The following is a 22699-nucleotide window of genomic DNA, read 5'->3' on the forward strand; positions in this document are numbered from 1 at the left end:
GCCATCCGGCCAAACCGCCCTGTAGGAGCGCCTTCAGGCGCGAATTGCTTCCTGGCCGAAGGCCAGGTCAAAAGATTCGCGCCTGAAGGCGCTCCTACATGCGAATTGGGGTGGGGCTATTTGCTGACGACGACCTGATCGCGGCCGCTGCGCTTGGCCTGGTACAGGGCGACGTCGGCGCGGGCGAGCAGATCGTTGAGCACGTCGCCGTCCTCGTAGGTGGCGATGCCGACGCTCAGGGTCGAGCCATAGTCGCGGGCGCGCTGGCGGTAGTCGCTGGCCAGGCGTTCGGCGAAGCGGCGGGCGCTGTCCACCGAGGAATCGGGCAGCAGGCAGGCGAACTCCTCGCCGCCGAGCCGGGCGCAGTATTCGCCGGGGCCGATGCGGGCGTCGATGACCTGGCCGAGCGCGCGCAGCAGGTCGTCGCCGGCGAGGTGGCCGTGTTCGTCGTTGGTGCGCTTGAAGTGGTCGACGTCGATGAACAGCACCGCCGGCTGGCGGCCTTCGCGCAGGGCTTCGGCCATCGCGGTGCCGGCCAGGTTCAGCCAGCCCTGGCGGTTGAGCAGGCCGGTCAGCGGGTCGCTGACGGCGCGCTGCCACAGGGTTTCGACCTGGCGGTCCATGCGCGTGGCCAGGTTGCTGCGGGCGCGGCGCAGCACCAGGCCGGCGCCGGTGCTGAGCAGGTAATAGAAGCCGAACAGCCGGATCTCGCCCCCCGGCGCGGTGGATTCGGCCAGCAGGGCCAGCACGACCGCGGTGCACAGGGCCAGCCCGCCGAAGGTGATGTGCGGCTTCACCAGCAGCGGCAGCCAGGTGACCGGCAACAGCAGGAACATCGCCAGCGGCAGCAGCGAGGGCCCGGTCCATTCCATCGCCGGCACGGCCAGGCAGGCCAGCAGCAGCGCCAGGAAGACCAGGCCCAGGGCGCGGCGGCGGCGGATCGACACCACGTTGCGATAACTCACCGCAATCCACACCAGCAGGGCGACGCCGCCCGCCTGCAGCACCAGCCGCGAGGGCAGCGCCGGCAGCACGAAGGCTTCATACGCCGAAATCAGCGCAGCCAATACGGCCATGGCCACCAGCAGCTTGCTCATCGCGCCGTGCAGCAGCTGGATCTGGCGACGGTACTGTTCGCGGCGCTCGTGCGCAGGCAGGCCCGCCAGGTCCCCTTCGAGGACGTGGCAGAGCATCAGCTGCGCGGAGCGGGCGGTGGATTTGAACATCCGGCCATTAGCGGCGATTTCGCGGGGGCGTTCAAGGAAGCAAGTCACAGGAAATGCGCGTGGCGTGATGCGGCGCTGAACGGAGCGGGGGTCGGATCGCGGTTTCGTGACGGGGCGCGCGGTTCGGCGAACCGGCGCGGTCGGCCAGGCGTCGCGCGGACCTAACCCAGGGCGGCCAGGCGCTCCGGCGTGCCGACGTCGGTCCAGGTGCCGCGGTGGTGTTCGCCACTGACCTGCCCGGCCCGCATCGCGGCGCGCAGCAAGGGTGCCAGCCGGAAGCGCGGGGGATCGAGTTCGGCGCCGGCGGCGGCGCCGATGACGTTGCGCCAGTTGGCGAACAGCGCCGGCCGGTAAATGCCGACGCCGGAAAACGTGAGCCGCTGCTCACCCGCGGGCATCACGCTGCCGTCGTCGAGCAGCGCGAAGTCGCCCTCGGGGTTGTGCGGCGGGTTGTCCACCAGCACCAGGTGCGCGAGGCCGGCGGGTTCGTGCGGCAGGCGGGCGAAATCGTAGTCGCACCAGATGTCGGCGTTCACCGCGATGAAGGGCTCGCTGCCCAGGCGCGGCAGCGCGTGCAGCATGCCGCCGCCGGTTTCCAGCGGCTCCGGGCCTTCGTGCGAATAGTGCAGGCGCAGGCCCCAGCGCTCGCCCTGCCCCAGCGCCGGCGCGAAGGCGTCGGCGAGCCAGGAGGTGTTGATGACCACCTCGTCCACGCCCAGCGCAGCCAGCTTTTCCAGGTGCCAGGCGATCAGCGGCTTGCCGCGCACCGGCAGCAGCGGCTTGGGCACGGTCTCGGTCAGCGGCCGCATGCGCTCGCCCTTGCCCGCCGCGAACACCAGCGCCTTCATGCCTCCCCCGCTCCCCCTGTAGGAGCGCCTTCAGGCGCGAACCTTTTAGCCTGGCCCTCGGCCAGGAGGGGCTTCGCGCCTGAAGGCGCTCCTACAGGGGTGGTGATGTCGCGGGCGGCGATGGCGGATTCAATCAGCGACACCAGCGGCGCGATCTCGGGATGCCGCAGGCCGACCTCGCGCACGTACTTCCACACCAGCGGCAGGTCCCGCAGGTAGCCGGCCTTTCCGTCGCGGTACCAGAGCCTGCAGAAAATGCCCAGCACCTTGATGTGCCGCTGCAGGCCCATCAGGTCGAAGGCACGCAGGAAGGCCTGCTCGTCGGGCACCGGGACGCCGGCGGCGGCGAGTTTGCCGCGGTACTGAAGCGCCCATTGCTCGACGCGCGCGCGCGGCCATTCGATGTAGCAATCGCGCAGCAGCGACACCAGGTCGTAGGTGACCGGGCCGCGCACGGCGTCCTGGAAATCGATTACGCCCGGCGAGTTTTCATCGGTGACCAGCAGGTTGCGCGAGTGGTAATCGCGGTGCACGAACACCTGCGGCTGCGCCTGTGCACTCGTCACCAGCGCACGGAAGGCGGACTCGATGACGTCCCACTGCTCGCACTCGGGCACGAAGCCCAGGTGCCGCTTGAGGAACCATTCCGGCATCAGCTCCATCTCGGCGACCAGGCGTTCTTCGTCGTACCCGGGCAGGCCGTCGGTATCGGCGTTTTGCTGCATCGCCAGCAGCGCGTCCATCGCTTCGCCGTAAAGCGTATCGACGCGGCTGTCGGTGAGTTCGGGCAACAGGATGCGGTCACCCAGGTCTTCCATCAGCACGAAGCCCAGCGCCGGGTCCGCGGCCCGGATGTGCGGCACGTGCAGGCCGGCGCGCGCCAGCCTTTCGGCGACGTCCAGCCAGGGCCGGATGTCCTCGCGGTCCGGCGGCGCATCCATCACGATCCACGCCTGCCCCGCCGACTGAGCCCGCCAATAGCTGCGGAAACTCGCATCGTTCGACGCCCGCACCACCGGCGCCCCGGCATCCCCCAGCGCCTGCCGGGTCCACTGCAGCCGCAGCTGCTCGCGATCAGGAAGATTCATGCCGCCGATTATGGCCGATTGCCCCTGTAGGAGCGCCTTCAGGCGCGAATCTTTTGGCTTTGCCTTTGGCAAAGGAGGGATTCGCGCCTGAAGGCGCTCCTACAGGGGGTGTGGGGGAATGATGATGGTGGGGTGGCGGGCGGATGGCCAGGCTGAGGGCATGCCGTATGTGTTGGATTCGCCGGGACAGAAATCGTTACGGGTTGGGCGTCGGTCCTTGCCCTGGCAGGGGTACTTCCTGACATTTACCACCCGCGGCCGGCAACGATCCTTCGCCGACTGGGTTCCGGCGAGCGCGATGTCCCGGCTGATTTCCAGACCGGAGAACTGGCCAGGTTCCCGACTCCTCGCCTGGGTGCTCATGCCCGATCACTGGCACGGATTGTTGGTGCTTGAGCAACAGGGCACGCTCGCAAACTCGGTGGGACATGCCAAGGGCGTGACATCTGCGAAATTCAACCGTGACACAGGCAGGTCGGGCGCACTTTGGGCGCGGGGCTTTCATGACCGGGCGGTGCGTAGTGAAGTAGGACTGAGAGAGGCAGCCCGCTACTTGGTGGCCAACCCGCTGCGCGCGGGATTGGTCGACCGGATAGGTGACTACCCCTTCTGGGACGCCGCCTGGCTAACCGACGACACGCCCTTGTAGGAGCGCCTTCAGGCGCGAATCCCTTCTTCGCCGAAGGCAAAGGAAAAACAAGATCAAAAGATTCGCGCCTGAAGGCGCTCCTACGAGGGGGTGTCGGGGCTTGTACCGAGGTGCTGGCGGAGGAAGGGGATGGTGATGCGGCGCTGGGCGGCGAGGCTGGCGCGGTCGAGTTGGTCGAGCAGGCGGGTGAGGCTGGCGAGGTCGCGGTCGACGCGGCGCAGCAGGTAGTCGAGCACGGCCTCGTCGAGTTCCAGGCCGCGGCGGGTGGCGCGCTGGCGCAGCAGCTCGCGGCGGCCGGCTTCGTCCAGCGGCTGCAGGTTCAGGCGGGCGCACTGGCCCAGCCGCGTTTGCAGGTCGCGCAGCTGCAGGCCGATGTCGGAAGGATTGCCGCGCGCGGCGTAGACCACCATGCCGGCGTCGTCGCGGGCGCGGTTGTGGAAGTGGAAAAGCGCTTCTTCGTCCCCGGCGTTACCGGCGATCGCCTCCAGCCCATCCAGGCACAGCAGGTCGGCGTTTTCCTGCTGGGCCAGGCCGGCGGCCAGGCGGCCCGCGTACGCAGTCATCGGCAGGTAGGCGGCGCGGCGGCCGGCCGCCACGGCTTCGGCGCAGGCGGCCAGCAGCAGGTGGCTCTTGCCGCTGCCGGGCGGGCCGGCCAGGTAAAGCCAGTCGCGGGACCCGCCGGTGGCGGCCGCCAGCATCGCCGCGCGCGCGGCCGGGTTGCCCAGATAGGCGTCGAGGCGCTGGTCCGGCGGCGCGCGCAGGCCCAGCGGCAACTGCGGGGTGGTCATGGTTCTCGCGGGGGAGTCTGGTCGCCAGCGCGAGGCCCTGTAGGAGCGCCTTCAGGCGCGATGTTTTTCGCATTGCCTTCGGCAATGGAGAGATTCGCGCCTGAAGGCGCTCCTACAGCTGAGGGGTCGGTGATGATCGAAGGGCCTTCATCGGCGCCGTAGAGCTGGCTGTGGGTGTAACGCTCGTGCAGGTAGCGGCCGACCACCACCGCCACCGCGGCGACCGGCAGCGCCAGCAGCACGCCGAGGAAGCCGAATAGCTGCCCGCCGGCCATGATCGCGAAGATCACCGCCACCGGGTGCAGGCCGATCTTGTCGCCCACCAGCCACGGCGTCAGCCAGAAGCTTTCCAGCAGCTGGCCCAGCCCGAACACGCCCAGCACCAGCGCCAAGTGCATCAGGTCGCCGTGCTGCACCAGGGTCGCGATCACCGCCGCGCCCAGGCCAACGATGGCGCCCAGATAGGGCACGAAACTGACCAGGCCGGCGACCAGGCCGATCAGGATGCCCAGGTCCACGCCGACGGCGGTCAGGCCGATCGCGTAGATGGTGCCCAGCGCGATCATCACGCTCAGCTGGCCGCGGATGAAGCCGCCCAGCACCTGGTCTGATTCCTTCGCCAGCCGGGTGACCGTCGGTTCGACCGGCCGCGGCAGCAGTTCCTGCACCCGGGCCAGCATCGCCGAGCCGTCGCGCATGAAATAGAAGGTCACCACCGGGATCAGTGCCAGGTTCACCAGCCAGCTGACCAGGGCCATGCCCGACTTCGACAGCTCGCCCATCACCGTGGCGGCGATGCCGCCGGCCTGCCGCCAGTGTTCCTTGAACAGTTCGATCAGCTGGCTCGGGTCGACGTACCCGGCCAGCTCCATGTTGAACCGGCCCTCGGCCCAGGGCACCGCGGTGCCGGTGAGCCACTGGCCAAAGCGCGGCAGCCAATCGATGAACTTCGACACCTGGCTTTCGATCAGTGGCACCAGCAGCAGCACCGCCAGCACCAGCACCAGGGTCATGAAGGTGAACACCAGCAGCACCGCGGCGGTGCGCGAGCGACCGGTGCGTTCGATCCGGCGCACCAGGGGCTCACCCAGCCAGGCCAGCAGCGCCGAGATGACGAAGGGGGTGAGGATCGGGCTGAGCAGCCAGACCAGCACGCCCAGCACCACGGCCAGGGCCAGCCACTGCCAGCGGCGGCGGTCGCTGAAGGGGTCGGGGGCGTGGGTGATGTTCATGCGGCGGGTTTTCCTCGGTGCTGCCAGGCTTTCACACCATAGCGGACAACATAGTCGACGCCGCTGACCAAGGTAAGGAAGGCCACGCCCAGGGTCACGTCCATCTGCCGGTTCAGCGGCACCGACCAGCCGGCGCGGTCGAACAGGCAGACCAGGACCAGGGCGATCTGCGCGACCGTGGTGAGTTTGCCGAGCCAGCTCGGTTCGCCGTCGTAGGGGCCGGCCAGCCGCCACCACACCGCCGCGCCGGCGACGATCACCAGGTCACGCGCCAGCACCAGGGCCACCAGCCAGGTCGGCAGCGCGCCCGCCAGCCACAGGCCGAGGAAGGCGCAGCCCAGCAGGGTCTTGTCGGCAACCGGGTCGAGCAGGCTGCCCAGGCGGCTTTGCCAGTGGAAGCGCTTGGCCAGCAGGCCGTCGACGGCGTCGCTGGCGCCGGCGACCACGGCCACGACCAGGGCTTCGCGGTAATAACCGGCCCAAAGCAGCCACAGCAGCACCGGCGCCATCGCCAGGCGCAGGCCGGTGATGGCGTTGGGCAGGTGGCGCAGGTTCACGGGCGCAGTCGGTAGCGGGCCGGGGACGGCTGTTCGGGCGGCACCATGCCCGGGGTGGCGACATAGGCCGGGCCTTCGGCCTCGAGCACGTCGCCGGCGGCCAGGAAGGCCTCGAAGGCCGGCACGCCGACCGCCAGGTCCAGGCGCAGGCGCAGGCTGTCGGGCGTGGCTTCTTCCACCGTCAGTTCGCGCACCACCGGCAAGGCCTGCAGGTAGCCCATGGCGCGGGTGTAGTCGTCGGCCAGGCGCAGGCCGGTGACCAGCATGTCGTGCACGGCCGGCTCGCCGACGTCGGCGCGGCGGGCGTCGCGGCGGGCGATGGCGTCGGCGGCACCGTCGGCGCCCGAAGCCAGGGCGCGCTGGGCGCTGGGGTCGGAGAAGGACCAGCGGGACAGTTCGGTGTCGCCGCGGGTCAGCACCCAGTCGGCGGTCCAGCCCTGGCCTTCGCGGAACAGGCGGCCCAGCAGCTGGGTCTGGTGGCCGTAGCGTTCGGTCAGGGCGGTCATCGGGCCGGGGTTGCGGGCCCAGATGGTGTCCACGGCGGCCTGTTCGACCGCGCTGCCGGTGGGCAGGCCGAAGCTGAGGCCACGCTGGGTGCCGCGGCTGGCCAGCGGCTTGACCACGTTGATCTGGCTGGCATTGACCAGGCGCGCGCCGCGGCCGTCGTCGATGGCCAGCCACAGGATCGGGCTGGGGCGGTTCGAGCCCCAGTAGGGCAGCCCGGCGCCGGCGATCAGCGCGTCCACCTTGTTCGGGTCGAACTGCACCTGCAGCGTGGTCTTGTAGATCGGCGCGCCGCCGATGGCGGTATTGCCCTGCTGGTCGGAGGCGGATTCGGAGGTGCGCTCGTCGGTGACGAAGCTGGCGGCCTTGGGCAGCGAGCGGCGCACGACCGGGTTGGCCGCGGCCTGCTCTTCGCCGGTCAGCTTCACCAGCACCTGGGCCAGGGCCCGGGCGGTGGCGGCGCGGCGTTCGCCGGCGGACTGGCCCAGCAGCTCGCTTTCTCCGGTGTAGAGGGCCATGTCGCGCGGGGCTTCGCCGGGGGCCTGGAGGTCGTCGGCGTCCTGGCCGGCAGCGGCACTCTGGCCGCCCGCGGCGGACTCTTCGGGCAGCGGCAGGTCGGGCGCCTGGGCGTGCGCGGTCGCAAACGGCGCGGCCACCAGGACCAGCAGGGCGGCGAACAAACGGGCGTTGTGGCGTGGGCGCATGGGCTCGGGGGCGTACAGGGCAGGCTGGAATGGTGCCGGATAGCCGCCGGCGCGTCCAACGCCCCAAAACCCGGGTCAGAGTCGAATTTAGAAAATTCGACTCTGACCCGGGTTTTTTTGGCGGGCTGGTAGAATGGCGGTCTTTCCAACGCGCCGGACCCGCCGTGACCACGCCCACTCCCCTGACCTACCGCGACGCGGGTGTTGATATCGACGCCGGCAACGAGCTCGTCGAGCGCATCAAGCCCCTGGTCAAGCGCACCTTCCGGCCGGAAGTGATGGGCGGCCTGGGCGGTTTCGGCGCGCTGTTCGACCTGGCCGGCAAGTACCGCGAGCCGGTGCTGGTCTCGGGCACCGACGGCGTCGGCACCAAGCTCAAGCTGGCCCAGCAGCTGGGCCGCCACGATTCCATCGGCATCGACCTGGTCGGCATGTGCGTGAACGACGTGCTGGTGCAGGGCGCCGAGCCGCTGTTTTTCCTCGACTATTTCGCCACCGGCAAGCTCGACGTCGAGACCACGGTCGCCGTGGTTTCCGGCATCGCCAAGGGCTGCGAACTCGCCGGCTGCGCGCTGATCGGCGGCGAAACCGCCGAGATGCCCGACATGTACGGCCCGGGCGAATACGACCTGGCCGGCTTCACCGTCGGCGCCGTGGAAAAATCGCTGCTGCTCGACGGCGCGAAGGTGCGCGAGGGCGACGTGCTGCTGGGCATCGCCTCGTCCGGCCCGCATTCGAACGGCTACTCGCTGATCCGCCGCATCTACGACCGCGCCGGCCGCCCGGCCGACCTGGACGTCGGCGGCGTGAAGCTGGTCGACGCGCTGATGGCGCCGACCACCCTGTACGTGAAGCCGGTGCTGGAACTTCTGGGGAAGCACGACCTGCACGCCATGGCCCACATCACCGGCGGCGGCCTCACCGAAAACATCATCCGCGTGATCCCCGACGGCCTGGGCCTGGACATCGAGGCCTCGGCGATCGAGCTGCCGCCGGTCTTCGACTGGCTGCAGCGCGAAGGCGCGGTGGCGCGCGAGGAAATGTGGCGCACCTTCAACTGCGGCGTCGGCTTCGTGCTGGTGCTGGCGCCGGGCGACGTCGCCGCGGTGTCGGCCGACCTGCAGCGCCTGGGCCTGGCGCACCGCGCGATCGGGCAGGTGGTGAAGGCCGGCGGCGAGCGCGTGCGCATCGGTTGAGGCATCGAATTTGTAGGAGCGCCTTCAGGCGCGAATCCCTTCTTTGCCGAAGGCAAAGTCAAAAGATTCGCGCCTGAAGGCGCTCCTACAGGGAGGTAGCGCTGGGATGGACTTCAGATTGGCGGTGCTGGCTTCGGGGCGAGGCAGCAACCTGCAGGCCTTGCTGGGCGCCATCGAAACAGGCCAGTTGCCGGCCCGCATCGTCGGCGTGTTTTCCGACAAACCCGCCTGCGGCGCCATCGCCATCGCCCGCGAACACGGTCTGCATACGGTTGCCCTGAAACCCCGCGACTACGCCGATCGCGCCGCCCACGATGAAGCGCTGTTCAGCGCCGTGGCCGATGTTCAGCCCGACCTCATCGTCTGTGCCGGTTACTTGCGCATCATCAGCGAAAAAACCGTGCGTCGATTCGAGGACCGAATGATCAACCTGCACCCTTCCCTGCTGCCCCGCCACCCGGGCCTGGACACCCACGCCCGCGTGCTGGCCGCCGGGGATACCGAACACGGCGCCAGCGTGCATGCCGTCATCCCCGCGCTGGACGCCGGCCCGGTGCTGGCGCAGGTGCGCCTGGACGTCGGCCGCGACGACACGCCCGACTCGCTGGCAGACCGCCTGTCGCCGCGCGAGCATGCGCTGCTCGTCGCCAGCACCGCGGCGATCGCCGGTGGCCGGGCGCGGCTGGCCGGTGGCCGCTGGGTATTCGACGGGCAATCGCTTGAACGCCCCCTGCAGCTTGATGCCGACAACCAGCTGCGGCCGGAGCCGGCGCATGCGTGATTTCCTGCGTGGACTGTTCGCGGCCGGCCTGCTGGCCCTGCCGCTGCTGGCCGGCGCCGCGTCGCCGCCGAAGCCCTTCAGCGCCGACTACGAAGTGCGGCGCAACGAGCAGCGACTGGGCACCGGCCAGGTCTCGCTGCAGCAGCTGGGCGACGGAGTCTATGAACTGGTGACCCGCAGCGAGGGCACCGAAGGCCTGGCCGCGCTGGCCGGCGTGCAGCGCGAGGAGCGCTCGCGGCTGCGCTGGAACGGCCAGTCGCTGGAGCTGGTGAGCTACCGCATGCAGCAAAAGGCCGGCTGGAAGAACCGCGAGCAGCAGCTCACGCTCGACCCCGCCAGCCGCCAGGTCAGCAGCCGCTGGAAGGATGAATCGGCGCGCTACGCGGCGCCGGCCGGGGTGCTGGACGCACATGGCGCGACGGCGGCGATCATGGTCGCGCTGGCGTCGGGTGAACGCGGCACGCTCTCGTTCCCGATCGCCGACCGCCGCGGCGTCGAAACCCAGACCTACCGCGTCGCCGCCCCGGTGCGCCTGCGCACCGCCATCGGCACCGAACGCGCGCTGCGCGTGGTGCGCGTGCGCAGCAACGGCAGCGGCCGGATCACCAAGCTCTGGTTTGCCCGCAACCGCGGCTGGCTGCCGCTGCGCATCAAGCAGTACGAAGCAGACGGCGAAACCCTGGACCTGCGCATCACCCGGGTGCACTGACCCTGGCACCAGCCGCGCAGGAGCTTGATCCATACCGCTTACCGGTATACAGTACGGCCCTATGGCCATCCAGTGCTTCGCCTGCAAGGACAGCCAGGCGCTCCATGCCCGCCAGCGCGTCAGGCGCTGGGGAGCGATTGAGTCCGTCGCCCGGCGGAAACTGGCCATGCTTGACGCCGCCGTGGTCCTCCGAGACCTGGCAACCCCGCCCGGGAACCATCTGGAGGCGCTAAGGGGCGACCGTGCCGGCCAGCACAGCATCCGCATAAACCAGCAGTACCGGATTTGTTTTGTCTGGACTGACGAGGGCCCGACGAACGTCGAGATTGTCGATTACCACTGAGGTGACAGCCATGACCAGGAAACTCCCCCCCGTCCACCCCGGCGAAATCCTTCGCGAGGAGTTCATGGTTCCCCTGGGGCTTTCCAGCAATGCAGTGGCCCGGGCGATTTGCGTCACGCCGAGCCGCGTCAACGACATCGTGCGCGAACGCCGGGGCATCACTGCCGACACCGCGCTGCGCCTGGCCCGCCTGTTTGATACTTCGCACCAGTTCTGGATGAACCTGCAGGCCAATTACGACCTGCAGTGTGCGCAGGACAATGCCGGCAAGGACATCGCCACGATCAAACCGCTGGCACGCGTCGCGGCCTGACCCCTGGAGTCGCAGGCCGGAAAGGCTCAGCTGGGCAGGCGGCGGATCCTGGCGCCGAGGGTGCCGAGTTTTTCTTCGATGTTCTCGTAGCCGCGGTCGATGTGGTAGATGCGGTCGACGACGGTTTCGCCCTTGGCGACCAGGCCCGCGAGCACCAGCGAGGCCGAGGCGCGCAGGTCGGTGGCCATCATCGGCGCGCCGGTCATCTGGGCGACGCCGCGGATGATGGCGGTGTTGCCCTCGATCCGGATGTCGGCGCCCAGGCGCTGCAGCTCGTTGAGGTGCATGAAGCGGTTTTCGAAGATCGTCTCGGTGATTACGCCCACGCCCTCGGCAATCGTGTTGAGCGCCGCGAACTGCGCCTGCATGTCGGTCGGGAACGCAGGGTACGGCGCCGTGGTCAGGTTGACCGCCCGGGGCCGCTTGCCGCGCATGTCCACGGTGATCGAATCCGCGGTCACGTCCAGGTGCGCGCCGGCTTCCTCCAGCTTCACCAGCACCGCGTCCATGGTGTCGGCGCGGGTGCGGCGGGCGGTGACGCGGCCGCCGGTCATCGCGCCGGCGACCAGGAAGGTGCCGGCCTCGATGCGGTCGGGCAGCACGTCGTAATGGATGCCGTTGAGCCGGTCCACGCCGTGCACGACGATCCGGTTGGTGCCGGCGCCCTCGATGTCCGCGCCCATGGCGATCAGGCAATTGGCCAGGTCGACCACCTCCGGCTCCATCGCGCAGTTCTCAAGCACCGTGGTGCCCTTGGCCAGGGCCGCGGCCATCAGCACGTTCTCGGTGCCGGTGACGGTGATCATGTCGAACACGTAGCGGCCGCCGCGCAGGCGCTCGGCGCGCGCCTTGATGAAGCCGGCCTCGACCGTCACCTCGGCGCCCAGCGCCTGCAGGCCGCGGATGTGCTGTTCGACCGGGCGCGAGCCGATGGCGCAGCCGCCGGGCAGCGACACCTCGGCGTGGCCGAAGCGCGCCAGCAGCGGCCCCAGCACCAGGATCGAGGCGCGCATGGTCTTCACCAGCTCGTAGGGCGCCACGGTGCTGGTGATGAAGCGCGGGTCGGCGGTGATCGTGAGCTTCTCGTCGACCATCAGCTGCACGCCCATCGCGCCCAGCAGTTCCATCGTGGTGGTGACGTCGTGCAGGTGCGGCACGTTGCCGATCGAGATCGGGCCGTCGGCCAGCAGGGTCGCGGCCAGGATCGGCAGCACGGCGTTCTTGGCGCCGGAGATCTGGACGTCGCCGTTCAGCTGTTCGCCGCCGGTGATGACAATTTTCGCCATGGTTGAATCGACCTGCGTTTTCTGTAGGAGCGCCTTCAGGCGCGAATGTTCTTTCGGGGGACCTGCGTCCCGGACATCCTGCCACGCCTGTGGGAAAAGCTTCGCGCCTGAAGGCGCTCCTACAGGAGGGCGGGGGACTACGGCGCTTTGGCCGCTTCTTCGGGCGTCAGCGTCCGCAGCGCCAGCGCGTGGATCTCGCCGCCCATCTTCTCGCCCAGCGTGGCATAAACCATGCGGTGGCGGGCCAGCGGCAGCTTGCCGGCGAAGGCCTCGCTGACCACGGTGGCCTCGAAATGCACGCCGTCGTCGCCGCGCACCTGGGCGCGGGCGCCGGGCAGCCCGGATTCGATGAGTTCCTGGATGATCTGGGGATTCATGGGCGAGCGGGGCGCGGCGGGCGCGCAGGCCTTACAATGCGGCCCCGCATCATACTCCCTGCGCCCGCCCATGAATGCCCCCCCAGCCGCCCTGGCCGTCACCGACGAGGCCCTGATCGCCAGCGGCCGCGCCGTCATCGACATCGAGGCCCAGGCCCTGGAAGCCGTGAACGGCCGCCTGGGCGCCGACTTCGCCGCCGCCTGCCGGCACATCCTGGCCTGCACCGGCCGGGTGGTCTGCACCGGCATGGGCAAGTCCGGCCACATCGCCACCAAGATCGCCGCCACCCTCGCCTCCACCGGCACCCCGGCCTTTTTCATGCACCCGGGCGAAGCCAGCCACGGCGACCTGGGCATGGTCACCGACGCCGACGTGGTGCTGGCGCTGTCGAACTCCGGCGAAAGCGACGAGATCCTGTCCATCGTTCCCTCGCTCAAGCGCCAGGGCAACGTGCTGATCACGATGACCGGCCGCCCGGGCTCCAGCCTGGCGCGCCTGGCCGAAGTGCACCTGGACGCCAGCGTCCCGGCCGAAGCCTGCCCGCTGGGCCTGGCGCCGACCTCGTCCACCACCGCGGCGCTGGCCCTGGGCGACGCGCTGGCGGTGGCACTGCTCGAGGCCCGCGGTTTCACCGCCGAGGACTTCGCCCGTTCGCACCCGGCCGGCGCGCTGGGCCGCCGCCTGCTGCTGCGCATCCGCGACATCATGCATGCCGGCGACGACGTGCCGCTGGTGCGCGTGGACGCCAGCGCCTCCGAGGCCCTGCTGGAAATGACCCGCAAGCGCCTGGGCATGACCGCCGTGGTCGACGCCGACGGCGTGCTGCAGGGCGTGTTCACCGACGGCGACCTGCGCCGCTGCCTGGACGACGAGGACACCGACCTCAAGGCCACCCCGGTCAGCCAGCTGATGGGCCGCTCGCCCAAGGCCATCGGCGCCGACGCGCTGGCGGTGGAGGCGGCGCACCTGATGGAAGAACACAAGATCAACGCCGTCGTCGTGCTCGACCCGCAGCGCCGCGTCATCGGCGCCCTGAACATTCATGACCTGTTGCGCGCACGCGTGGTGTGATCCGCCGATGACCCTTCCCGAACCCGAACTCCACGAACGCGCCGCGCGCATCCGCCTGGTGTGTTTCGACGTCGATGGCACGCTCACCGACGGCCGCCTGGTCTACGACGGCGAAGGCCGCGAAACCAAGGCCTTCCACGTGCTCGACGGCCTGGGCATGAAGCTGCTCGAGGACAACGGCGTCGCCGTCGCCCTGATCACCGCCCGGCGCAGCGCCGCAGTGCAGGCGCGCGCCCGCGACCTGGGCCTGCAGCACGTGCATACCGGCGTGAAGGACAAGGGCGCGGTGCTGCACCAGCTGTGCGAAAACCTTGGCGTGACGCCGCAGGAAACCGCGCACATGGGCGACGACCTGCCCGACCTGCCGGCCCTGGTCCAGGTCGGCCTGGCGGTGGCGCCGGCCAATGCCCACCCCTGGGTGGCGCAGCGCGTGCACTGGCAGACCCCGTCCCGCGGCGGCGAAGGCGCGGTGCGCGAACTGTGCGACCTGATCCTGGACGCCAAAGGACTGCGCGCGGCGATCCTGGAGCAGTTCGGCGCGGCATGAGCCCATGAGCCGGACCGCCCTGAACATGCTGCTGCTGGTGCTGGCCATCGGGCTTGGCAGCTACGCCGCCTGGCAATGGCGGCAGAACCGGCTGCCGGCATCCGAGCCGGTGCAGCGCTCGGACTACGTGCTGCGCGACTTCGAGCTGACCGCGCTCGACGACGCCGGCGCGGAGGCCTTCACCGTGGCATCGCCCTACCTCGAACGCGAGCCGGACGGCAAAAGCCTGGACATCCGGCTGCCCGTCTTCAGCTTCCCCGGCGAATCCGGCGCCTGGCAGGCGCGCTCGGACACCGCGCGGGTCAGCCCCAAGGCCGAGGAAGTGCAGCTGCGCGGCGGCGTCGACCTGGTCGGGCCACCCAGCGCCTCGGGCCTGCGCACGCGTTTCACCACCAGCACCCTGTCGGTCTTCCCGGGCGAGCAACGCGCCAGTACGGACGACCGGGTTAACATCGCCCAGGGCCAGTCCTACTTCGCCGGCACCGGCCTGCGGGTGGACATGGCGCTCAAACGTTTCCAGCTGCTCAACGACACCCAAGGGACCTTATGCGCCACGCCAGCAAGCTGCTGACCCTCGCCATCGCGCTGGTGGCCTCGCCGGTGCTGGCCAAGTCCGGCGACCGCAACCAGCCGATGGACATCAGCGCCGACCGCACCGACGCCATGCTCGGCGACGACAGCGTGTCCACGCTCGAAGGCAACGTGCGCATCCGCCAGGGCACGCTGGAAGTCGACGCCGCCCGCGCCGAAGTGCACCGCGCCGGCGGCGATCCCAACCGCATCGTGCTCACCGGCGAGCCGGCGCGCCTGCGCCAGGTGTCCGACACCGGCGAACCGATGGAAGCCACCGCCAGTCGCATCGTCTACATGCTGGCCGACGAGTCGATGATGCTCACCGGCAATGTCGTGATCACCCAGGTCCGCGGCACCCTGCGCGGCGAGACCATCAAGTACGACATCAATACCGGCCGCCTCAACGGCGGTAACGACGGTGCCCGCGTGAACATGCGCATCCTGCCCAAGTCCGCCGCGACCACCGACTGATGCTTACCGCAACCGGGCTGGCCAAGCGCTACCGCTCGCGCCAGGTGGTGCACGACTTCGCTATGGAAGTGCGCCCCGGCGAGGTCGTCGGGCTGCTGGGCCCCAACGGCGCCGGCAAGACCACCTGCTTCTACATGATCGTCGGCCTGGTCGGCCCCGACGCCGGGCGCATCACGCTCGACGACGCCGACATCACCGCCCTGCCGATGCACGAACGCGCCCGCCTGGGCCTGGGCTACCTGCCGCAGGAAGCCTCGGTGTTCCGCAAGCTCAGCGTCGCCGACAACATCCACGCGGTGCTGGAACTGCGCAAGGACCTCGACGCCGCCGGCCGCGCCAGCGAACTGGCGGCGCTGATGGAGGAGCTGCAGGTCGGCCACGTCGCCGAACAACTGGGCGCCAGCCTGTCGGGCGGCGAACGCCGCCGGGTCGAGATCGCCCGTGCGCTGGCCGCACGGCCGCGCTTCATGCTGCTCGACGAACCCTTCGCCGGTGTCGACCCGATTTCGGTCGGCGAGATCCAGAAGATCGTTCGCCACCTCAAGGCGCGCGGCATCGGCGTGCTTATCACCGACCACAACGTGCGTGAAACCTTGGGCATTTGCGACCACGCGTATATCCTCAATGCCGGCAGCGTGCTCGCCCGGGGAACCCCGGACGAGGTGCTGGCCAACCCCGACGTGCGTCGCGTCTACCTGGGCGATTCCTTCCGCCTGTAGGCGGGTCGCGCCGCTCCCCCCGCGGATCGCCATGAAGCCGAGCCTCCAGACCCGTTTAGGCCAGCAGCTGACCCTGACGCCCCAGCTGCGCCAGGCGATCCGGCTGCTGCAGCTGTCGGCGCTGGAGCTGGAAACCGAGCTCAACCAGGCCCTGGAATCGAACCCCCTGCTCGAGCGCGGCGACGAGGACCAGGGCGACGACCGCCCCGAAGGCGACAAACCCGACGACCCCGGCCCCGAAGACACCCCGGGCGACGCCCCAGAGCCGGAAGAATTCGAGCGCGCCGAACTCGAGGAGTGGTACGAGGCGCCCGCCGGCGACCGCCGCCACGACGATGGCGGCGAGCCCGACGAGCTCACCGCCGCCGCGCCCGTGGACCTTCACGCCCACCTGGTCTGGCAGCTGCAGCTGAGCCACCTGGGCCCGCGCGACCTGGCGATCGGCCACGCGGTGATTGAAGCCATCAATGACGACGGCTACCTGGAGGGCCCGCTGGAGGACATCCAGGCCGCCCTGCGCCCCGAGATCGAAGCCAGCGAAGCCGAGATCGAAACCGTGCTGCACATCGTCCAGCACTTCGACCCGGTCGGCGCCGGCGCCCGCTGCCTGTCCGAATGCCTGTGCGTGCAGCTGAGCCTGCTCAGCGAGGACACCCCCGGCCTGGCCCTGGCCGTGAAGCTGTGTCGCGGGCATCTCGACGCCCTGGCCCGCCTCGGCGCCGAGCGCCTGGCCGGCCAGCTTGGCGAAGCGCCCGACGCCATGACCACCGCCGTGGCCCTGCTGCGCTCGCTCGACCCCAAGCCCGGCGCCCAGGTCGGCGGCAGCGAACCCGAATACATCGCGCCCGACGCCATCGCCTACCGGCAGAACGGGGTCTGGAAGGTCCGCCTGGCCGCCGGCAGCCGGCCGCGTCTGGCGATCAACCGCCACTACGAAGGCCTGATCGGCAAGGCCAGCCGTGAAGACGACAGCTACCTGCGCGGCCAGCTGCAGGAGGCCCGCTGGCTGATCAAGAGCCTGGAAACCCGCGCCGACACCGTCGAACGCGTGGCCCGGGCGATCGTGCGCCAGCAGTCGGCCTTCCTCGACCACGGCAGCGAGGCCATGCGCCCGCTCACCCTGCGTGAAGTCGCCGAGGAGCTGGGCGTGCACGAATCCACCGTGTCCCGCGCCACCACCCGCAAGTACCTGCGCACGCCGCGCGGCACCTTCGAGTTCAAGCACTTCTTCAGCTCGGGCATCGCCACCGAACACGGCGGCTCGGCCTCGGCCACGGCCATCCAGGCGATGATCCGCAAGCTGATCGAGGCCGAAAGCCCGCGCACGCCGCTTTCGGACCAGAAACTGGCCGAAACCCTCAAGGCCGAGGGCATCCCCGTGGCCCGGCGAACCGTGGCAAAATACCGCGAAGCAATGAACATCCCCGCCTCCAACGAGCGGCAGCGGCTGGCCTGAGCCCACCCATGGCCCCCACCCGCCCCGGCGCAGGACATGCGCAGAACCCCCAGGACTTGACGTCGGTCACGCCCCGTTATCGCGGGGCGTGATTACCTGTAGCTGCACCCACCAAGGAGGATCGTGACCATGCGGATCGACATCAACGGGCACCAGATGGAAGTCACCCCGGCCCTTCGCGATTACGTCAACGACAAGTTCGCACGCGTCACCCGCCACTACGACCACCATGCCGAGGCCCGGGTCATCCTCTCGGTCGACAAGCTCGACCAGAAGGCCGAGGCCACCGTCGGCACCACCGGCAAGACCGTGCACGCCGACGCCGTGGCGCCGGACATGTACGCGGCCATCGACATGCTCGCCGACAAGCTCGACCGCCTGCTGATCAAGCAGAAGGAAAAGATGACCGACCACCATCGCGGCGAATCCGCCGCCCGCTCGGACAGCTTCGGCTAGCCGTGCACCTGCTCGACCTGCTCAGCCCGGGGCGCGTGCTCGCCCCGGGCCCGATTTCCGGCAAGAAGCGGCTGCTTGAGAAGGCCTCCGCCCTGCTCGCCGAGGGCAATGCCGAGGTCGAGCGCGCCGTTTTCGACAGCCTGGTCGGGCGCGAGCGCCTGGGCAGCACGGGCCTGGGCCACGGCGTTGCCATCCCGCACGGCCGCAGTCCGAAGGTCGGCACTGCGATCGGCTGCTTCCTGCGGCTCAGCGACCCGGTGGACTTCGGCTCGCCCGACGGCATGCCGGTCGACCTCGTGTTCGCCCTGGCCGTGCCCGAGCATTTTTCCTCGCAGCACCTGATGCTGCTTTCGCAGCTGGCCGAGATGTTCGGCGACGCCGGTTTCCGCGACCAGCTGCGTGCCGCCCGCGACGCGGCCACCCTGCACCGCCTGCTGGCCGACTGGCGGGCCAGCCACCCCGAGGCTGGCTGAGCCCATGACCGACCGCCTGCGCGCCCGCGAACTGTTCGACGAGCTGGGCGAGCGCCTCGAGCTGCGCTGGGTCGGCGGCCAGCGCGGCGGCGAACGCCTGATCGAACGCGGCGAACACCTCTCGCGCCGCCCCTCGCTCGCCGGCTACCTCAACGTCATCCACCCGAACAAGGTGCAGATCATCGGCTCGGCCGAGCTGGCCTGGCTCGACGGCCTGGACGCACGCACCCGCTGGGAAGTGCTGCTCAAGATCATGGAGTCGCGGCCGCTGGCGATGGTGATCACCCAGAACCAGTCCTGCCCGGCCGACCTGCGCGACGCCGCCGAAGAAAGCGACACGCCACTGTGGGTGTCGCCGCGGCGCGGCTATGAACTGCTGAACCTGCTGCAGTACCACCTGGCGCGCTCGCTGGCGCCGCGCATCACGCTGCACGGCGTGTTCATGGAAATCTATTCGATCGGCGTGCTGGTCACCGGTGATTCCGGCGCCGGCAAGAGCGAGCTGGCGCTGGAGCTCATCTCCCGCGGCCACCGCCTGGTCGCCGACGACGCGCCCGAGTTCACCCAGATCGCGCCCGACGTGCTCGACGGCACCTGCCCGGAACTCCTGCAGGACCTGCTGGAAGTGCGCGGCCTCGGCGTGCTCAACATCCGCGAGATGTTCGGCGACACCGCGGTGAAGCGGAACAAGTACCTGCGCCTGGTCGTGCACCTGGAACAGACGCCGCAGCAGAGCGACGAAGCCATGGCCCGTATCACCGGCGAGTCGCGCAGTCGCAAGGTGCTCGACCTCGACGTGCCGGTGGTCGAACTGCCCGTCGCGGCCGGCCGCAACCTCGCCGTGCTGACCGAAGCCGCCGTGCGCCTGCACCTGCTGCGCAGCAAGGGCATGGACCCGGCGGCCGCCTTCCTGGCGCGGCACAGCGCCTTCCTTCAGCAGGGCGACCCCGCATGAACACCGAATCCGCGAACCCGCTGCTCTACGTCATCACCGGCCTGTCCGGCTCGGGCAAGTCGGTGGCGCTCAAGACGCTGGAAGACCTCGACGTGCACTGCACCGACAACCTGCCGGTGGAACTGCTGCCGCAGTTCGTGCGCTCGGTGGCCGGCGGCGACGGCCGGGCGAAGCGGCTGGCGGTGGGCATCGACGTGCGCAATGCCTCCGACCTCTCGCGCATCCCGGAGTGGCTGTCGGCGCTGGGCGAGATGGGCATCGACCACCAGCTGGTGTTCTTCGAAACGCGCGACGACACCCTGCTCAAGCGCTACTCCGACACCCGTCGCAAGCATCCGCTGAGCCACGACGGCCTGGCCCTGGCCGACGCCATCGAGCTCGAGCGCGTGCGCCTGCGTCCGCTCAAGGCCATCGCCGACCTGGTGATGGACACCTCGGACATGAACGTGCACCAGATGCGCCGCGAGGTGATCACCGCGCTGGGCGCCGGCGCGCACCAGGACATGTCGCTGCTGTTCGAATCCTTCGCCTACAAGCGCGGCCTGCCGGCCGACGCCGATTTCGTCTTCGACGCCCGCGCCCTGCCCAACCCGCACTGGGACGCCCGCCTGCGCCCGCTGTCGGGCCGCGACGCCGCCGTGCGCGAATACCTGGACCAGGACCCGCAGGTGCAGGAGTTCGTAACCCAGGTCGAGGCCTTCCTGGAAACCTGGGTGCCACGCTTCGAAGCAGGCACCCGCAGCTACCTCACCATCGCCTTCGGCTGCACCGGTGGCCGCCACCGTTCCGTGTACCTGGCCGAACGCCTGGCCGCGCACTGCCGCGAACAAGGCCGCGACGGCGTGCTCACCTTCCACCGCGAGCTGGAGTGATGTCCGTCGGAATCCTCCTGCTGAGCCACCCCGGCATCGGTCCAGCCCTGGTCGCTACGGCACAGCGGGCGCTGGGCAGCCTGCCGCTGGCCACCGAAGCCTTCGAAGTGCCTTGGGACGCCGGTCCGGACGAGCTGCTGGCCGCCGCCAGCGCCGCGATGCGCAAGGTGGACGGCGGCGACGGCGTGCTGCTGCTCACCGACCTCTACGGCGCCAGCCCCGCACGGCTTGCGGAAAAGCTGGTACATCTGGGCACCCCGGCCCGCCGCGTCAGCGGCCTGTGCCTGCCGATGCTGCTGCGGGTGCAGAATTACCCGGAACAGGACCTGGAAGAACTCACGCGCACGGCCGCGGCCGGCGCCCGCAACGGAGTGGTGGTGGACGATGCTTGAGCGCGAACTGCAGGTGACCAACAAGCTCGGCCTGCACGCGCGGGCCGCGGCGAAACTGGTGCAGCTGCTGTCCGGCTACAAATGCCAGGCCACCCTGCTCGGCCGCGGCCGGGAAGTGAACGCCAAGTCGATCATGGGCGTGCTGCTGCTGGCCGCCGCGCCCGGCGCCACCCTGGTGATGCGGGTGGACGGCGAGGACGAAGCCGAGGCCCTGGCCGCCGCCGCCGCGCTGTTCGAGCGCGGTTTCGACGAGGAAGGCTGATGCGGCGCCAGCTGCGCGGCGTCACCGCCTCGCGTGGCCTGGCCCTGGGGCGCGCCCGCGTGCTGCATCCGCAGGCGCTGGTGGTCGAGGAAACCCGCGTCGCCGCCGACCAGGTCGAGGCCGAACTGGCCCGCCTGCATGCCGCCCTGGACGCCACCCGCGCCGAACTTCGCGCCCTGCGCGAACGCCTGCACGGCGCCCTCGCGCACGAAGTCGGCGAGTTCATCGACCTGCACGCGATGATCCTCGATGACCCCGAACTGCTGCAGGGCCTGGACGACCTGGTGCGCACGGGTCGCTACGGCGCCGACTATGCGCTCAAGCTGCAGCGCGACCGGCTGGCGTCCGTGTTCGAAGGCATGGACGACGATTATTTCCGCAGCCGGCTCGAAGACCTCGACCACGTGGTCGGGCGCATCCACGCCGCCCTGCACCGCCGCGGCGACGACGCCATCGAAGGGCTGGCCGGCGAGATCCTGGTCTGCGAAACCGTGGCGCCGGCCGAACTGGCGGCCTGGCAGGCCCGCGGCGTGGTGGCGGTGGCGACCACCACCGGCAGCCCGCTGTCGCACAGCGCCATCCTGGCCCGCAGCCTGCACCTGCCGCTGCTGGTGAACGTGGCCGACCTGCTGGCGCATGCCAACGACGGCGACGCGCTGATGCTCGACGCCAGCCACGGCGAGCTGGTGCTCGAGCCCGGCCCCGACGACCTGGCCCGCTACCACGAACGCCGCCACCAGATCGGCCGCGAGCGCGCGCAGCTGGCGCGGCTGCGCCGGCAGCCGACGCGCACCAGGGACGGCGTCGACATCCGGCTGTACGCCAACGCCGAGTCCCGCGAGGACGTGGCCGAGGCGCATGCGCTGGGCGCCGACGGCGTCGGCCTCTATCGAACGGAGTTCCTGTTCCTGCAGCGCAAGGAACTGCCGACCGAGGAAGAACAGTTCCTGGCCTACCGCGACCTGGTGCTGGGCATGGCCGGCCGGGTGGCGACCATCCGCACGCTGGACCTGGGCGCCGACAAGGCCGACCGCACCGGCCTGGCCCTGCGCAGCGAACCGAACCCGGCCCTGGGCCTGCGCGGCGTGCGGCTGTCGCTGGCGCACCCGGGGCTTTTCCTGACCCAGCTGCGGGCGATCCTGCGCGCCAGCGCCTACGGGCCGGTGCGCATCCTGGTGCCGATGGTCAGCGGGCGCGAGGAGATGCAGCAGGTCTGCGACCTGCTCGACCAGGCCCGCGCTTCGCTGCTCGAAGAAGGCCGGCAGGTCGGCCCGATCGCGGAGCTGGGCGCGATGATCGAAGTGCCGGCGGCGGCGCTGGGCCTGGGCGACATCGTCGACCTGGTCGACTTCGTGTCGGTCGGCACCAACGACCTGGTGCAGTACCTGCTGGCCACCGACCGCAACCATGAGTCGCTGGCCGAGCTGTATTCGCCGCGGCATCCGTCGGTGCTGCGGCTGCTGGCCGAGATCTTCGCCTTCGGCCGGCGCAACGGCATCCCGGTGGCGGTCTGCGGGGAGATGGCCGGCGAAGCCGCGAACGTGCCCCTGCTGCTGGCGCTGGGCCTGCGCGACTTCAGCCTGCATCCGTCGACGCTGCTGGAAGTCCGCAAGGCCGTGCGCGACGCCGACCACGCCAGCCTGCGCCGCCGCGCCACCACCCTGCTGCGCTGCCACGACCGCGCCGCCATCGACCGCTGGCTGCAGCGCTGCTGATCCCCTCCGCGCCGCCCCCTGTGTAGGAGCGCCTTCAGGCGCGAATCTTTTAGCTTTGCCTTTGGCAAAGACAGGGATTCGCGCCTGAAGGCGCTCCTACAAGCCGGCGGTTGCCGTCATAATGGCGGGGCCTGT

The 22699-nt window shown here is 70.0% G+C and carries 28 protein-coding genes; 19 read left to right on the plus strand and 9 right to left on the minus strand.

Annotation, left to right across the window (positions count from 1 at the left end):
* Window positions 1-116: 116 nt before the first annotated feature.
* The 3 genes from ACE3TE_RS10700 to ACE3TE_RS10710 all read right to left on the minus strand — a co-directional run bounded on the left by ACE3TE_RS10700 (window position 117) and on the right by ACE3TE_RS10710 (window position 3162).
* The gene (locus ACE3TE_RS10700) at window positions 117-1226 is read right to left on the minus strand and encodes a diguanylate cyclase domain-containing protein (protein ID WP_374604814.1); all 1110 of its coding nucleotides are present in this window, start codon (window positions 1224-1226) and stop codon (window positions 117-119) included.
* A gap of 161 nt (window positions 1227-1387) precedes the next feature.
* Window positions 1388-2074 (minus strand): N-acetylmuramate alpha-1-phosphate uridylyltransferase MurU, encoded by a 687-nt coding sequence (murU, locus tag ACE3TE_RS10705; RefSeq protein WP_374604816.1) that lies wholly within the window; start codon window positions 2072-2074, stop codon window positions 1388-1390.
* On the minus strand, window positions 2071-3162 hold the full coding sequence (locus ACE3TE_RS10710; protein WP_374604817.1) for an aminoglycoside phosphotransferase family protein: 1092 nt from the start codon (window positions 3160-3162) through the stop codon (window positions 2071-2073). Before ACE3TE_RS10710 ends, murU begins: the two co-directional genes overlap by 4 nt.
* A 160-nt stretch (window positions 3163-3322) precedes the next feature.
* Between ACE3TE_RS10710 and ACE3TE_RS10715 the strand changes: the two genes are divergently transcribed.
* Window positions 3323-3811, plus strand: a complete 489-nt coding sequence (locus ACE3TE_RS10715; protein ID WP_374604818.1) for a transposase — start codon at window positions 3323-3325, stop codon at window positions 3809-3811.
* A gap of 80 nt (window positions 3812-3891) precedes the next feature.
* On the opposite strand, the gene hda is transcribed toward ACE3TE_RS10715, so the two are convergent.
* Genes hda through ACE3TE_RS10735 form a run of 4 tightly spaced genes read right to left on the minus strand, consistent with a single transcriptional unit; the run spans window position 3892 to window position 7596 of the window.
* Entirely contained in the window at window positions 3892-4599 is a 708-nt protein-coding gene (hda, locus tag ACE3TE_RS10720) for a DnaA regulatory inactivator Hda (protein WP_374604820.1), read from the minus strand.
* The gene (locus tag ACE3TE_RS10725) at window positions 4596-5831 is read right to left on the minus strand and encodes an AI-2E family transporter (RefSeq protein WP_374604822.1); all 1236 of its coding nucleotides are present in this window, start codon (window positions 5829-5831) and stop codon (window positions 4596-4598) included. The genes hda and ACE3TE_RS10725 overlap by 4 nt, the downstream gene beginning before the upstream one ends.
* Window positions 5828-6388: a CDP-alcohol phosphatidyltransferase family protein gene (locus ACE3TE_RS10730; RefSeq protein ID WP_374604824.1), complete on the minus strand. Its 561-nt coding sequence runs from the start codon at window positions 6386-6388 to the stop codon at window positions 5828-5830. Before ACE3TE_RS10730 ends, ACE3TE_RS10725 begins: the two co-directional genes overlap by 4 nt.
* On the minus strand, window positions 6385-7596 hold the full coding sequence (locus tag ACE3TE_RS10735; RefSeq protein ID WP_374604826.1) for a DUF2066 domain-containing protein: 1212 nt from the start codon (window positions 7594-7596) through the stop codon (window positions 6385-6387). The genes ACE3TE_RS10730 and ACE3TE_RS10735 overlap by 4 nt, the downstream gene beginning before the upstream one ends.
* A gap of 182 nt (window positions 7597-7778) precedes the next feature.
* Here ACE3TE_RS10735 and purM point away from each other — a divergent pair, with 182 nt between their 5' ends.
* The 5 genes from purM to ACE3TE_RS10760 all read left to right on the plus strand — a co-directional run bounded on the left by purM (window position 7779) and on the right by ACE3TE_RS10760 (window position 10938).
* Window positions 7779-8792 carry a phosphoribosylformylglycinamidine cyclo-ligase gene (gene purM, locus ACE3TE_RS10740; RefSeq protein WP_374604879.1) on the plus strand — a complete coding sequence of 338 codons (1014 nt, stop codon included), beginning with the start codon at window positions 7779-7781 and terminating at the stop codon, window positions 8790-8792.
* Window positions 8793-8898: 106 nt separating this feature from the next.
* The gene (purN, locus tag ACE3TE_RS10745) at window positions 8899-9573 is read left to right on the plus strand and encodes a phosphoribosylglycinamide formyltransferase (RefSeq protein ID WP_374604828.1); all 675 of its coding nucleotides are present in this window, start codon (window positions 8899-8901) and stop codon (window positions 9571-9573) included.
* A complete protein-coding gene (locus ACE3TE_RS10750; RefSeq protein WP_374604829.1) occupies window positions 9566-10282 on the plus strand; it encodes a DUF3108 domain-containing protein in 717 nt (238 codons plus the stop codon). The genes purN and ACE3TE_RS10750 overlap by 8 nt, the downstream gene beginning before the upstream one ends.
* Before the next feature lie 61 nt (window positions 10283-10343).
* Window positions 10344-10625: a type II toxin-antitoxin system RelE/ParE family toxin gene (locus ACE3TE_RS10755; RefSeq protein ID WP_374604831.1), complete on the plus strand. Its 282-nt coding sequence runs from the start codon at window positions 10344-10346 to the stop codon at window positions 10623-10625.
* 10 nt (window positions 10626-10635) lie between these two features.
* Entirely contained in the window at window positions 10636-10938 is a 303-nt protein-coding gene (locus tag ACE3TE_RS10760) for a HigA family addiction module antitoxin (RefSeq protein ID WP_374604833.1), read from the plus strand.
* A gap of 26 nt (window positions 10939-10964) precedes the next feature.
* Here the strand turns inward: ACE3TE_RS10760 and murA are convergent, their stop codons facing one another.
* Window positions 10965-12224, minus strand: coding sequence for a UDP-N-acetylglucosamine 1-carboxyvinyltransferase (gene murA / locus ACE3TE_RS10765; protein ID WP_374604834.1), 1260 nt, complete (start codon window positions 12222-12224; stop codon window positions 10965-10967).
* A 137-nt stretch (window positions 12225-12361) separates the two neighbouring features.
* Window positions 12362-12601, minus strand: coding sequence for a BolA family protein (locus tag ACE3TE_RS10770; RefSeq protein ID WP_374604836.1), 240 nt, complete (start codon window positions 12599-12601; stop codon window positions 12362-12364).
* Between the two features lie 70 nt (window positions 12602-12671).
* On the opposite strand from ACE3TE_RS10770, the gene ACE3TE_RS10775 reads away from it, so the two are divergent.
* From ACE3TE_RS10775 to ptsP, 13 genes are all read left to right on the plus strand, one after another.
* Window positions 12672-13673, plus strand: coding sequence for a KpsF/GutQ family sugar-phosphate isomerase (locus tag ACE3TE_RS10775; RefSeq protein WP_374604838.1), 1002 nt, complete (start codon window positions 12672-12674; stop codon window positions 13671-13673).
* A 7-nt stretch (window positions 13674-13680) separates the two neighbouring features.
* The gene (locus ACE3TE_RS10780; protein ID WP_374604840.1) at window positions 13681-14220 is read left to right on the plus strand and encodes a KdsC family phosphatase; all 540 of its coding nucleotides are present in this window, start codon (window positions 13681-13683) and stop codon (window positions 14218-14220) included.
* A 4-nt stretch (window positions 14221-14224) separates the two neighbouring features.
* Window positions 14225-14791 (plus strand): LPS export ABC transporter periplasmic protein LptC, encoded by a 567-nt coding sequence (gene lptC / locus ACE3TE_RS10785; RefSeq protein WP_374604842.1) that lies wholly within the window; start codon window positions 14225-14227, stop codon window positions 14789-14791.
* Window positions 14767-15264 (plus strand): lipopolysaccharide transport periplasmic protein LptA, encoded by a 498-nt coding sequence (lptA, locus tag ACE3TE_RS10790; RefSeq protein ID WP_374604844.1) that lies wholly within the window; start codon window positions 14767-14769, stop codon window positions 15262-15264. Before lptC ends, lptA begins: the two co-directional genes overlap by 25 nt.
* Window positions 15264-15983 carry an LPS export ABC transporter ATP-binding protein gene (gene lptB / locus ACE3TE_RS10795; RefSeq protein ID WP_374604845.1) on the plus strand — a complete coding sequence of 240 codons (720 nt, stop codon included), beginning with the start codon at window positions 15264-15266 and terminating at the stop codon, window positions 15981-15983. Before lptA ends, lptB begins: the two co-directional genes overlap by 1 nt.
* A gap of 31 nt (window positions 15984-16014) precedes the next feature.
* Complete coding sequence (locus ACE3TE_RS10800) at window positions 16015-17439, plus strand: RNA polymerase factor sigma-54 (protein ID WP_374604847.1); 1425 nt, start codon at window positions 16015-16017, stop codon at window positions 17437-17439.
* Between the two features lie 129 nt (window positions 17440-17568).
* Window positions 17569-17895 (plus strand): ribosome hibernation-promoting factor, HPF/YfiA family, encoded by a 327-nt coding sequence (hpf, locus tag ACE3TE_RS10805; protein WP_374604880.1) that lies wholly within the window; start codon window positions 17569-17571, stop codon window positions 17893-17895.
* Window positions 17896-17897: 2 nt separating this feature from the next.
* Window positions 17898-18368, plus strand: a complete 471-nt coding sequence (locus ACE3TE_RS10810; RefSeq protein ID WP_374604849.1) for a PTS sugar transporter subunit IIA — start codon at window positions 17898-17900, stop codon at window positions 18366-18368.
* Window positions 18369-18372: 4 nt separating this feature from the next.
* Window positions 18373-19323, plus strand: coding sequence for an HPr(Ser) kinase/phosphatase (gene hprK, locus ACE3TE_RS10815; protein ID WP_374604851.1), 951 nt, complete (start codon window positions 18373-18375; stop codon window positions 19321-19323).
* Window positions 19320-20195 carry an RNase adapter RapZ gene (gene rapZ / locus ACE3TE_RS10820; protein ID WP_374604853.1) on the plus strand — a complete coding sequence of 292 codons (876 nt, stop codon included), beginning with the start codon at window positions 19320-19322 and terminating at the stop codon, window positions 20193-20195. Before hprK ends, rapZ begins: the two co-directional genes overlap by 4 nt.
* A complete protein-coding gene (locus ACE3TE_RS10825; protein WP_374604855.1) occupies window positions 20195-20587 on the plus strand; it encodes a PTS sugar transporter subunit IIA in 393 nt (130 codons plus the stop codon). Before rapZ ends, ACE3TE_RS10825 begins: the two co-directional genes overlap by 1 nt.
* A complete protein-coding gene (locus ACE3TE_RS10830) occupies window positions 20580-20849 on the plus strand; it encodes an HPr family phosphocarrier protein (protein WP_374604857.1) in 270 nt (89 codons plus the stop codon). The genes ACE3TE_RS10825 and ACE3TE_RS10830 overlap by 8 nt, the downstream gene beginning before the upstream one ends.
* The gene (gene ptsP / locus ACE3TE_RS10835; RefSeq protein ID WP_374604858.1) at window positions 20849-22564 is read left to right on the plus strand and encodes a phosphoenolpyruvate--protein phosphotransferase; all 1716 of its coding nucleotides are present in this window, start codon (window positions 20849-20851) and stop codon (window positions 22562-22564) included. Before ACE3TE_RS10830 ends, ptsP begins: the two co-directional genes overlap by 1 nt.
* Window positions 22565-22699 lie beyond the last annotated feature (135 nt).

Source organism: Arenimonas sp. (assembly GCF_041919775.1).
Taxonomy (GTDB): Bacteria; Pseudomonadota; Gammaproteobacteria; order Xanthomonadales; family Xanthomonadaceae; genus Arenimonas.